General features: G+C 58.3%; 10 protein-coding genes. 4 read left to right on the top strand and 6 right to left on the bottom strand.

What is annotated here, in order from left to right; translation table 11 throughout:
- Positions 1–8: 8 nt before the first annotated feature.
- On the bottom strand, positions 9–2114 hold the full coding sequence (locus H1Y01_RS07875; RefSeq protein ID WP_180539893.1) for a radical SAM protein: 2106 nt from the start codon (positions 2112–2114) through the stop codon (positions 9–11).
- A gap of 203 nt (positions 2115–2317) precedes the next feature.
- On the opposite strand from H1Y01_RS07875, the gene queG reads away from it, so the two are divergent.
- Together queG and H1Y01_RS07865 are read left to right on the top strand one after the other, a co-directional pair.
- A complete protein-coding gene (gene queG, locus H1Y01_RS07870) occupies positions 2318–3406 on the top strand; it encodes a tRNA epoxyqueuosine(34) reductase QueG (protein ID WP_180539892.1) in 1089 nt (362 codons plus the stop codon).
- Between the two features lie 5 nt (positions 3407–3411).
- On the top strand, positions 3412–4608 hold the full coding sequence (locus H1Y01_RS07865; protein WP_180539891.1) for a tetratricopeptide repeat protein: 1197 nt from the start codon (positions 3412–3414) through the stop codon (positions 4606–4608).
- On the opposite strand, the gene H1Y01_RS07860 is transcribed toward H1Y01_RS07865, so the two are convergent.
- The 5 genes from H1Y01_RS07860 to H1Y01_RS07840 are packed head-to-tail and all read right to left on the bottom strand — an operon-like array spanning position 4605 to position 9800.
- Positions 4605–5132, bottom strand: a complete 528-nt coding sequence (locus H1Y01_RS07860) for a dihydrofolate reductase family protein (RefSeq protein WP_180539890.1) — start codon at positions 5130–5132, stop codon at positions 4605–4607. The two genes, H1Y01_RS07865 and H1Y01_RS07860, sit on opposite strands and share 4 nt — an antisense overlap.
- Positions 5133–5189: 57 nt before the next feature.
- Positions 5190–5687, bottom strand: a complete 498-nt coding sequence (locus tag H1Y01_RS07855; RefSeq protein ID WP_180539889.1) for a hypothetical protein — start codon at positions 5685–5687, stop codon at positions 5190–5192.
- Positions 5688–5691: 4 nt separating this feature from the next.
- Positions 5692–5985 carry a hypothetical protein gene (locus H1Y01_RS07850; protein WP_180539888.1) on the bottom strand — a complete coding sequence of 98 codons (294 nt, stop codon included), beginning with the start codon at positions 5983–5985 and terminating at the stop codon, positions 5692–5694.
- A gap of 44 nt (positions 5986–6029) precedes the next feature.
- Positions 6030–8666, bottom strand: coding sequence for a SpoIIE family protein phosphatase (locus tag H1Y01_RS07845; RefSeq protein WP_180539887.1), 2637 nt, complete (start codon positions 8664–8666; stop codon positions 6030–6032).
- A gap of 6 nt (positions 8667–8672) precedes the next feature.
- Positions 8673–9800: a YncE family protein gene (locus tag H1Y01_RS07840; RefSeq protein WP_180539886.1), complete on the bottom strand. Its 1128-nt coding sequence runs from the start codon at positions 9798–9800 to the stop codon at positions 8673–8675.
- A 74-nt stretch (positions 9801–9874) separates the two neighbouring features.
- Between H1Y01_RS07840 and H1Y01_RS07835 the strand changes: the two genes are divergently transcribed.
- Complete coding sequence (locus H1Y01_RS07835; protein WP_180539885.1) at positions 9875–11587, top strand: glycoside hydrolase family 127 protein; 1713 nt, start codon at positions 9875–9877, stop codon at positions 11585–11587.
- Positions 11588–12005: 418 nt separating this feature from the next.
- The coding region (locus H1Y01_RS07830) for a rod shape-determining protein (RefSeq protein WP_180539884.1) at positions 12006–12158 on the top strand (153 nt) is incomplete at its 3' end.

Here is a 12158-nt window from a genome sequence, read left to right as displayed (position 1 = left end):
GCTGTTAGTTAGTCGCCGAAGCTACCGACTTCTTCGCGGGCTTCTTCCTTAGCAGCAGGCGCGGTCGCGATCAGGTTACCGAGCGGGACGAAGCCTTCCTGCGGCGGTTTCTCGCCAAGCACATGCTCCTTGTAGAGCTTCATCATGCGGGCATCTTCGGCTTTTTGCTTGAGGGCTTCGTCGCGCTTGCGGGTCTTCTCTTCACGCGCGGTCTTGGCGATGCCCTTCTCGTCCAGATCGGTCTGGCGATGGCGGTAGACGTCGTCGTCGCGCAGAATGAGCGAGTGATCCGCGGCTTGTAAGCCGACCTTCTTGCCGCCGGCGAAGATCTCGTGGCGGCCCTTCTCTTCGTACCACTTCGTCAGAGTCGCCGTCATGTGCATCTTCTCGATGATGTTGCGCCATCCGACGCCGGTGTTATAGGCGCAGAAGCTGATCTCGCCTTCCTGCGTGGCGTAAGGAATGATGCATTGCTCGGTGCGGCGGAAATCGTAATTGAAGAGATCCTGGAACCACATGCCCGCGATAAATAGGAAGTTCCAGCGATCCTTACGGCGCTTTTCGATGTCGGCCATGGTGCGGTCGCCGGTAACCTTCCCGTAGTCGCGCTTGGTCAGGCCGAAGCACTTATCGAACTTCTCCAGCATGTCCGTAACTTTGAAGTGCGTAGGGGCGCGGAACGAATCGTAATTGCGCATGAGCGAGAGCGCGATGCCGATGCTCGACAGCACCTTGCCGCGGCCGGCGTCGGTGATGCGCTGAATGTCCTTCGCCAGGCGGCCGGCGTTGAGGAACGCCGTCACCGGGACGTATTCCTTAGTTTCTTTGTCGCACATGACAGCCATGCCGATGCCGCAGTTGGGATGGCAGCCGCAGGAGAGTTGACCCCAATCGGCCGCGGGACCGTGGATGAGGTCGGCGAAGTCGGAGAATGTGCTCATGAACGAGATCGGGAACCAGTCGCGGACGGGTTCGCCGATGCCGGTCTGATCTTTCACATCGTGCGCCAAATGCGACAACGTGTAGCGCTGCGCGTTGCGACGATCGTCAGTCACGGCTTCGTCGCGGCCGGTGAAGGAGACGGGCTGGAACGAGAGGAACGGAATCTTCTTGGGATTATCGAGGGCGAAGCGAACCACCGCGCCGACCTGCTCATTGTTGATTCCGTTGATGACGGTGATGACCGGAACAATGTCAACGCCGTTCGACCAGAGATTTTCGATGGCGCGGAGCTTCACATCGAAGAGGTTGCCGACGGCGCGATGCGAGTTCGCTTCGTTGCCGATGCCATCGAACTGGAGGTAGGCATAGCGCAGACCGGCTTCGGCCGCGGCCTTGCAGAACTCCGGGCTCTTGGCGAATTCAATCCCGTTTGTCGCGGCCTGCACGCTGTTATAGCCGACCTTGCGCGCGTAGCGTACGGCGTCGAGGAAGTACGGCGAAATGGTCGGCTCACCGCCCGAGAACTGCACCGACATCTGACGGCGCGGCTTAATCGAGATCGCGTTATCCAGCAGCGTCTGAATGTCTTCCCACGTCAGTTCGTGAACGAAGCCAACCTGGTTCGCGTCCATGAAGCAGGGATCGCACATCATGTTGCAGCGGTTCGTGAGATCGACGGTGAGAACGGAACCGCGGCCGTGCTTGATGGTGCTGGTGCCGTGGTCGTGGAGCTTCTCGTCGTTATGCGCGGCGATGTCGCGGCCCGGGAATACATCTTCGAGGTGCTTGAAGAAGGCCGGGTCGATCGCCATGAGGTCTTCGAAGTGGCCATGGATCGGGCAATCCTTCACCATCAGGATATGGCCGTCGCGCTCGATGATCTGCGCTTTGATTTCGCCGACTTTCTCGTTTTTGAGGATCTCGACCGGCAGCTTGCCGTCGAGGATCTGATTGCGGATGTCGGGGACGCAGCGCGGGCAAAGGGAGTCTGTGGTGCGCGGCCAGCCGAGGGGCGGCTTGGTCTTCTGGTAAGACTTGAGGATGGGCTTGTCCGACCACTTAGGGGTGAACGAAGGCTCCTGATTGATCTGATTGAGGCGGTCAAAGACCTGCCATGCCGCATTCGCTGCGACGGAGACTGCTTTCTCCGCGTATTTTATGGGTTTAGGCATCGTTGTGTTTCGTCTCCTGAAAACGCGTCGGTTTGTTACGGCTGTGATTCCGGTGCAACACTCCAAGATAGTAAGGGCGGGGTGCGAAGCTCTAGCGCGTTGCCTTGAACGGTCGTATTTCCGATGGAATGGCTGCTCTTTGGGACTGAACGGGTGCTGAGCGGGCTGCGGAAATCGGGTGCGGGTAGACTTGGAAGTGATAGATGTTACAAGGTTTGGCCATTCCGACGGGTGCGGAGATCGAGGCGCTGGCGGCGGCCGCGGGGTGTGAACTGGCGGGCGTTGCGGGCATTGGTCCGGTGGCGGATTTCGGGCGCTTCGCGGGGTGGGTGGAGCGCGGTTACGCCGGGCGCATGGGATACCTGACGGATCATCGCGCGGCGCTGCGGGCGGATGTGCGCGAGCTGTTGCCGCCGGCGCGGTCGGTGATCTGTGTGGGGAAGTTGTACAACGGGCCCGAGCCGTATTCGACGGAGTTCACCGATACCGAGCGCGGGTGGATTGCGCGTTATGCGTGGGGCGAGGATTATCACCGGGTTTTGCGGGCGGCTTTGTCGGAGTTGGCGGGGGCGTTGGAGCGTCTTTGCGGTCCGTTTGAGTGGAAGATTTGCGTGGACACGGCGCCGGTGCTGGAGCGGTCGCTGGCGCGGGATGCGGGGCTGGGGTGGATCGGGAAGAATACCTGTTTGATCAATCAGGCGCGGGGTTCGTGGTTTTTTCTGGGGGAGTTGATTACGAGCTTGCCTTTGTTGCCCAACGATAGGTTGGCGGCGGACCGGTGTGGGAATTGTGCGCGGTGCATTGAGGCGTGTCCGACGGCGGCGATTGTGGGGGCGCCGGATGGGCGGTATGAGATTGACTCGCGGTTGTGCATTTCGTATCTGACGATTGAGTTGCGGGGGCAGGTGGACGAGGAGTTGAGGGGCAGGATGGGGCGGCATGTGTTTGGCTGCGATATCTGCCAGGATGTTTGCCCGTGGAATCGCGGGGCGGCTGTTACGGAGGCTGGGGTGTTTGCTCCGGGGGACTTCGCGCCTTCGCTCGAGCGCCTTGCCGGGTTGAGCGAAGACGAGTTTCAAGCGATGTTCAAGCCGACTCCGGTGGAACGGGCGCGCTATCGCGGGTTTCTGCGCAATGTGGCGATTGCTATGGGAAACTCCGGATCGGCGCGTATGTTGGAGCCGCTTTTGAAATTAACGGCGCACGCGGACGCCGTGGTTGCGGAGCATGCTTCGTGGGCTGTTCGAACGTTAGAATCGTATCTGGATTCCGCTTTGGGGCGCCCGCAATAGAGGCTATGCGACGACTTACGCTCGCTCTCGGGTTGGTTCTCACTGTTGCTGCCTTCGGCGCGGTCAAGGCAGCGGACGATCCGCGCATGGTGTCGGGTTGGGACCACTTCTATAACCTGGAGTTTGACGCGGCGATGGCCGACTTTGCGGCGGCATCGAAAGCGTATCCGCAGGACGCGGATATTCATAACAACATCGCGCAGGCGCTGTTATACCGGGAGATGCTGCGCAACGGCGCGCTGGAAAGCGAACTGGTGTCGGGTGTCGATTCGTTTCTGCGGAAACCGAAGATGAATCCCACGCCCGAGGAGCAGAAGCGGTTCGATTACGAGCTGAATCGGGCGATCTCCATGGCGCAGGCGGCGCTGCAGAAGAACCCCAACGATGTTACCGCGCTCTATTCTTTGGGGGTTAGTTACGGACTTAGGTCGAACTATAACTTCCTGGTTCGAAAAGCCTGGCGGGATTCGCTGCGAGACGCCACGGAAGCGAGTAAGATGCATAACCGGGTTACCGCGCTCCAACCGGGTAACTACGATGCACGGCTGACTCAGGGAATCCATGAGTTTGTGGTGGGGAGTCTGCCCTGGCACTTACGAACGTTAGGGTTTCTGATGGGCTTTCACGGCGATAAGGAAGGCGGGCTGCGGACGATCCAGGATGTGGCGAAGAAGGGCGAGCGGAACCGGGTGGATGCGGAGATCGTGCTGTGTGTTTTGTACCGGCGCGAGCAGCGCTATAAGGATGCGATTCCGCTGCTGAATGACTTATTGCGGAGGTATCCGCGGGACTATCTGTTTGAGTTTGAGAAGGCGCAGATGTATAGCGCTCTTGGGAATAAGAAGGAAGCGCTGGCGGCGATCGAGCGCGTCGCGGAGCTGAAGGAGTCGGGCGCGGCTGGCTTTTCGGCGGTTCCGTGGGAAAAGATCTACTACCAGGAGGCCAATATTCAGTTCTGGTACAACGATCTGGATGCGGCGTTGGCCAATATGAAGAAGGTGACGTCGGACCCGAAGGATCTGGATCTAAGTACCGGTGTGCTGGCTTACATGCGGCAGGGGCAGATTCATGACTTGCAGCATAAGCATGATCTGGCGATTGCGGATTATAAGCAGGCGATCGCTTTTGCGCCGGAGGCGGAGGCTGCTAAGGAGTCGGAGAGGTATATACGGGAGCCTTACCGGCGGGGGAAGGCGAGCTAAACCCCCACGGTGTATTCGCTCTGAACTAATCCGCCTGTGTATTGCCGTGTCGCCACATGCTTCAGAAGAATATCGTGGGGCAGGGCGCCAAATAGCGGAATTCCTGAACCGATCAGGACGGGAACGCGAGTAATGATCAGCCGCTGGATCAGACCCGCCCGAAGAAAGCGCTGAATCGTGATGCCGCCATCCACATAGATGTGTTGAATGCCGCGCGCGGTAAGTTGCGCAACAATGTCAGCGGGATCTCCGGACATATGTTCGACTATAGCTTCCGCTGGGGCGGGGGCCAGTGGATGAGTGCTTAGGACGAAGACAGGCTTATTTCCATACGCCCAACCGCCGAATGCCAGGACGACTTCGTAAGTGTTGCGGCCGATGACTAACGCGTCCACGGTGGCCATGAACTCTTCATAACCGTGGGGTTCGCTGCCGCCTGCGTCTAAGAAGTCAAAAGTTCCGTCCAGCCGGGCGATGAAGCCGTCGACGCTGGTTCCGACGAAAACGGATGCGAGTAGAGCCAAGAGTTCTCCTTCCGGCGTTCAAGATAACACGGAAAGGGATGGCGCGGCCGGCGGTTGTTAGAACAGACCTAAGGGGCTTACGTGCCGAAAATTGATGGACTCGATTCCCAGCTTCTCCAACGCGATGTGCAGGTTCAGATCCACAGTCAAGATCACTTTGCCCAGTGAAGCGGCTACGGCTATGCCCGCGTCTGCTAAACCAAGCCGATCAAACACCGGATTCGAGATCAAGAGCTTCGCCGGGTCGTAGTGTTCGTGGCTGTTCTCTACTAGCTCTTTCAGCGCGATGCGAATCGAACCGAAATCCGGTCCGTCCAAATCCGCGAGATCACTTACTTGACTGAGTACGTGCGGTGTGACGATAACGGGCAGGCCAAAGTGCGAGATCAATGCCTTGAGAACGTCAAACTCGTCCAATGAGAAGTCTCTGGTTCGTTTGAAAACTTGAACACGCTTCCGGTTCACCGAACCCACAAGAAAAAGAACCAATAAATTGGAATCGACAAGAACGCCGCGGCCTTTGTGTTTCCGGATCAGGGCTGCCGTGTCCAGCATGGCTTCAGTTGGTTGCGAACTCTCTGATTCTCATGGTCATTACTTCACCGGTCGATTTTGCCACGGCGAATATCTTGTACTCGCGCTTCGCTCGTCCTCCAAAACTTGCTCCGAGCGCGTTGATCGGGTTTTCCATGGCTTCAGAATCGATCATGCTCAACGTAATCATCCAATACTCCGCGCCATCCATAACCTCCGAGCTAATCTCTTCCAACCGGATTCCTTGCGCGCGTTTTTCCCCCAGGGAATCGAGCGCGAATTGGATCGCGTTTCGGGTCGCTTCCTTTATCGTGACCATGGCCCCATAATTAGCATACTGGTCCCAACCAGGGTGTTTCCCGGTTACGCCTGGACGCGCAGAACAACCACGGTCATATCGTCGTGCTGCTTGGCGCCGGCGACGAAGGTGTCGGCGGCGCTTAGGATGCGCTTCACCATCTCGTTAGCGGTTAGGGATGCCTCCGCACAAGCGCGAATCGTTTCGGTGAGCCGCTCCTCGCCCCACTCTTCATCGTCGTGGTTCATGGCCTCGCTGATTCCGTCCGTGAAGGCGACCAGATAGTCGCCCGGAGATAGATGAACCGAAGCTTGATCGTACTCCGTCGTCATGATGAGTCCCACGACCGTGCCGGTGGCGGCTAACTCCGATACTTCCCATCCCGCGCCGTTGCGCCGCACCAGAATGGGCGGGTTATGCCCGGCATTCACATAGTCGATGCGATGCGTTTCCGGCGTGTATTGACCATAGAAGAACGTGGCGTAGCGGTTACTGGTGGAAGCTTCGAAGACGCGTTTGTTGAGATTGCCGATTAAGCCGGCAAGGTCGGTTGTGCCGTGAGAGGTTTCGCCCCGCAAACTGGCTTGCAAGCTCGCCATCAGGAGAGCGGCGGAGATACCTTTGCCGGCAACATCGCCCACCGCGAAGCCGAGCTGATGGCCGGGAAGGGCGAGGAAATCATAGTAGTCTCCTCCCACGCCGAGCGCCGTGCGGCAGAAGCCTGCATAATCCAGACCATGGATCGGCGGCAGCGTCTGCGGGAACAGACGCTCCTGAACCTCGCGCGCAATTTCGACTTCACGAGCCAGCCGCTCGCGTTGGGCCATCTCGGAAGCGATTGCGGTAGTTAGTTTCGCGTTCTCCAGTGCGAGTCCGGCTTGGTTGGCGACGGACGATAGCATCCGGACGTCCGACTTAGAGTACGGTTCCTCGGAGCGCTTTTGTCCGGCTGAGATGAAACCCAGTAAGTGATCGCGCGTAGCCAGCGGAAGCAATAACTCACTACCCAGGTAGGCCAGACGGGAGCGCTGCTCGTCATCCATGCCGGGCGCACGGTAGAGCCATGAGGAGTCATCGTCAAAGTAGACGCGCTGCGGGTCTTTCGACCGGTTCAGAAATTTGATCAAGCCGCAGTCATTCGGAAAATGAATATGAGGATTATTGTCGAATCCCAGAACGTGGCACGTTTCGAAGTCCCCATTGTTCTCCAAGACGAAGGCGACACGGGAAACATGCAGAGCGCCCGCAATCTTATCGCTGACGGTCTCCGCCAACGGCTGCGGCTCGCGAATGCGACTAACCTGATCGGATAACTCGGATAGGATGCGCTCGGCATCATATTGATCTCGAAAGAAGCGCCGGTCGACCCAGAGGCCCAGGCGCCGCATGGTGACGTTGACGGCCAGAACGAGGCCAATCAGAACGAGCGCCAGAATCACCTGAGCGACGAGATTACGGGCGTAAGCCGTGGCCAACCAGTAACCCGTAACTCCGAAGATCGCGAGAGTCAGGATACGCAGCACAACGACTCCGCTGCGGGCGAACGCGTACTGGAGACTCTGACGCAATACGACCCGCACGTCCATCGCACGGTTCACCAGGATGACGTACGCCAAAGTAATCGGGAACAGCACGATAAGAAGGATGGACGGGATGGTTACATATAGCGATAGGGACTCGAAGTCTACATTGCGAATCGCCGTGTAACTAATGATGCTTAACACCGGCGCGAGGCTGACGAACATGCCGCAGAACAGTAGACGCATGCGGCGCCCCGCGTCCTTATTCGGCGATCGGAACCCTTTCCAGCCGAGGAAGAACAGCCCGAGAGCGATGGCGGATATCGCAAAAACAAGCTCAATCCCCGCACTTATGCGAAGGCGGCTGATATATGGCTGGACGGACGGAAGGTACTCAAGCGCACCGACCTCCAGCGGCGTCGTGACGATTGCGAGAAGCACTAACGGCCCGACCAGAATCCATTTCAACCAGGGCCAGCGCCTTTCTATGACAGGCGGCTCCGGGAAGTAGTAGCCGAATAAGAACATGAAAGCCGGCCATAACGAAGCCAAGAGAACGTGAAACAGTTCTCCAGGGATGCGGATCCAATCACTCCATAAGAAAGGCGTTGTATTAACCAGGCCGGTGAAAGAAAGCATGACGCCGAGCACGATCCAGGCCAGAGGGTCACGCACGCGAACCGAGGCGATATATAAGCCCAGCAGAACAGAGAACCAGGGCATCAGGAAGCCGAGCGTCAAACCAATGGCCGAGTCGGCTAAGTAATGGATCTGCTCACGCGAACGCACGAGCTTGACGTCGAAAGACAACATGCGGCCGCCGCGCATGGCCTCGACATGCATCTCTTCTCCGGGCCGCATCTTAGATACTTTTCGGAACATATCATTGAAGCCGGCGATCCCGCTGTGGCCCAGCATCATGACCCGATCGCCCGGACGAAGCCCGGCTGCCTCAGCCTCGGGCGAAACGCTTTTAACGGTGAAATGGTCGGCTGACATCTGGAATGGTTGCCGCGATTGGTCGGTCGGGTGTAGGACCTGGTCGAAAACGTCGGCGGCGACTCTGGTCTGATAGGCGAACGACATCAAAGCGATGAGCGCCAAGAGGGAGTAGAGAAGGGCGGATCTCCCGTGTGTGTTCGCAAGGGGCGAGCGCTTTTCGAGCTGTAGGGTACCGGTCATTTGTAGTTAGGTTAGACGTGGGATAATCGCGGCGCTTACCGGCTTCAGTCCTACTGGAATCATAGTAAAAAGCGGCGCGGTCCGCCAGTGCCGGGAACTTAGGTTGGCGTTGCGGATAGTAATGAGCCGGATCACGGCGACGTCGCCCGATTGCTCATTAAGTACGAGCGCGTACTCGTTGTCGGGAGTTAGCGCGATCGTGCCGGGACGCTGGCCAACCGGAATCTGAGCGACGACTTTGCGCGTATCGAGGTTGACTACGGTCACGTCGCCCGAGGTGGGATTGGAAATGAACAGGTATTGGGGACCGGCGGACGTCGCGGCCATCGACCCCGGAGCGCTCCCGGCGAGGATCGTCTCACTAACTTCGGTTTGATAGGGACTTACAATCGCGACAGCGTCCATTCCGGCCCCGGTAACGAACATCTGTCCGCCATCGCTATTGAAACAGATATGTTCGGGGGCGACGGCCAGGGGCAGATCCACCATAAAGTTGAGACTTAGGGCATCGAGTACGGTGAGAGCGCAGGCGCTGTTATTGGCGACGAACAGGGTCTTTCCGTCCGGTCGAAAGCGGACTAATCCCGGCGCGGCGGCGAGGGGCTGGGAGACTGCGAGCTTTCCCGTAGTTACATTGACGCGGCCGACGGTCCGGGCGTCGGGAAACGAGATCGCGGCCTGGCCGCCGGTCACATCGATACTTCCCGGGCGGGCCGGAAGCGGGATGTGCGCGCGCCGAACGCCGGAGGCAAGGTCTACTGCGATCAGAGCATGCGGATCGCGCACGGCGATCCAGACGACGCCATGCGACAGGCAAGCCGATTGCGGGACGCCCGCCGCGTGGATGCGGCCTGCAACGGCGACGCGATCGAGATCGAGCACGGCTACGGACTCCGATGCCGCGCTTACCACCAGGGCGCGCGATCCGGAGGCGAAAATCCAATCCGGCGCGACATCGAGCGGGATCTCCTTCAGAAGCTGGAAACGGCTCAGATCGATGAACGCAATGCTGCGCCCGTCGTGGTTCGCGATCAGGGCAAAACCCAGGTAGCGCGGCGATTTGCGGCGTCCGCAGGCTTCCAGACCGGCGAATCCAGCAAGTCCGGCGAAGCCGAACAAGTCGCGCCGCGTCAATGGGTTCCACCTATCATCTGAATCCTGTTACTATACTGACCGAAATGAACTTGCCTTCGCTTATGCTTCTTCCCATGACTTTATTCGGCGCCGCGCATGAAATGGTTACGAACAAAGTTGTGGATGAGTTCACTCCGGCGCCGTTCGAATCCCAGCAGATAGAAGGACTTTTGGCTGAACGGATGCGCGTCAACCTGGAAGGGCGGCTGCTGCATGTGAACGAACAGGCCATTCTGGCGGGATTCAAACATCGTCCGGGCGAGCAGGAATGGATCGGCGAACATGCGGGGAAGTTTCTGGATGCGGCGGCCAATACGTGGATGTCGACGCACGACGCGCGCCTGAAGACTTTGATGGACCGGGTGGCGCATAGCCTGATCGCGGCGCAGCTTCCGGACGGCTATCTGGGAACTTACACGGACGACCAGCGATGGACGAATTGGGATGTCTGGGTGCATAAGTACGACCTGATCGGCCTGCTCAGCTATTATCGCGTGACGGGCGACCCGGCGGCTCTGGGCACGGCGAAGAAGATCGGTGACTTACTGGTTCGTACTTTCGGAAACGGGGAAGGCCAGCGGGATATTATCCGCTCGGGAACGCATGTTGGAATGGCGGCGACCAGCGTGCTGGAGCCGATGGTGTCGCTCTATCGCTATACCGGGGAGCGAGCGTATCTGGACTTTTGTTTCTATCTGGTGGGCGCCTGGGAGCAGGCCAATGGTCCGCATATAATATCGTCGCTGATGACGAACGGAAGTGTGTTTCGTACCGCGAATGCCAAAGCTTACGAGATGCTTTCGAACCTGGTGGGATTACTGGAGTTATATCGAGTAACCGGCGAAGTGCGCTACTTCACGCCGGTGTTGATCGCGTGGAGCGATATTGTAGATCATCGTCTCTATATCTCGGGGACGGCGAGTTCGAGCGAGCACTTCCGCGATAACGACGTACTTCCCGCGGAGGAGAAAGACAATGTCGGCGAGGGGTGCGTGACGGTTACGTGGATGCAATTGAACCTGGAACTGCTGCGACTAACCGGGGACGCGAAGTTCGGGGATCAATTGGAACGGACGGTGTTCAACCAGTTACTGGCCGCGCAGAATCCGCACAACGGCGACATCTGTTACTTCACTCCGCTGGATGGGAAAAAGCAGCCGGGGCCGGGGATTAGTTGCTGCGTATCGAGCGAACCGCGCGGGATTTCACTGATTCCGGAGACGGTCTGGGGACAGCGCGCGGGCGGGATCGCGGTCGTACAGTATGCGCCGGGGCGGTTGGATAGTCCGCCGGCGAGGATCGAGTCTGCCACGGACTTTCCTTTGACCGGACACGTGGTACTTACGGTACACCCTTTGGTCAAAGGAGCTTTTCCTATCTACCTTCGTGTGCCGGACTGGACGAAGAGCTATGTAGCGACGGTGGATGGCACTAAGTTCGAAGGGCATCCCGGTGAATTTCTGACGCTTGAACGGGTGTGGAAGGGAAATGACCGGATTGAGATTCAGATGGACATGACGGTGGAGTTGATTTCAGGTGGGCTGAGTTACCCGCATTCGGTTGCGATCCGGCGCGGACCGCAGGTGCTGGCGCTGGAATCTTCCTTGAACCGCACGGCGGAGCCGGCTTCGCTCGAGAAGGAACCGGCAGTTACGCCAGTAGACTCGATCCCGGTTACTTGGTTGGGCCACCAGGCTTATAAGGTGGAGGCGAAATCGGGACCACCTCTCGTGATGGTGCCGTTTGCGGACTCGCAGGACGCGCGGGTTTGGCTGAACGCGCGGTAGTTTCCGCTACTGTTTCACAGGTTTACCGAACTGCTGAGTCCCTTAGATGTCGAGCCGGCATTTAGCAAGGACGAAACTAATGAAGCAGATGCGAGCGTTACTTTCACGTTTAAGCGGCCTCCTGCAAGCCTGTAGTCTAAGACACGTTAAGGCTTGCTTAGCGCTCGTTTTGTAGTAACCGGTCCGTTAGCGTCGCGGCTCCTTCGAAAGAACTCAACGCGGCTGACAGCGGAGGACCCTCCCTTTCGGTCGGGCTCGGAGTGGGATGTACGGTCCCTTTTCATCTTTGGTTGTGAACCAGTAACGTACGGTCAATCGCTTGTCTGAAAAGCAACGAGACAACAGCTCCGAACGTCCGTAGCCCCGTGCTACGATTCGATTTAGCTCTCGCCGCCCAACCCGTCACTCAGTCCGATTCATGAATCTTCGCTCGCTCTTTAGCCTCTTCTCGTCCGACCTCGCCATCGATCTCGGTACTGCAAACACTCTTGTTTTCGCCAAGGGGAAGGGAATCGTTGTCAACGAACCCTCCATTGTCGCGCTCAATAAGAACACCGGCGAGGTGGAAGCG

Origin of the sequence: Nevskia soli, from assembly GCF_903970205.1 — a bacterium.
Taxonomy (GTDB): Bacteria; Acidobacteriota; Terriglobia; order Bryobacterales; family Bryobacteraceae; genus Bog-113.
The sequence above is the reverse complement of the archived record's forward strand: the minus strand, read 5'-3'. Positions and strand labels throughout refer to the sequence as shown.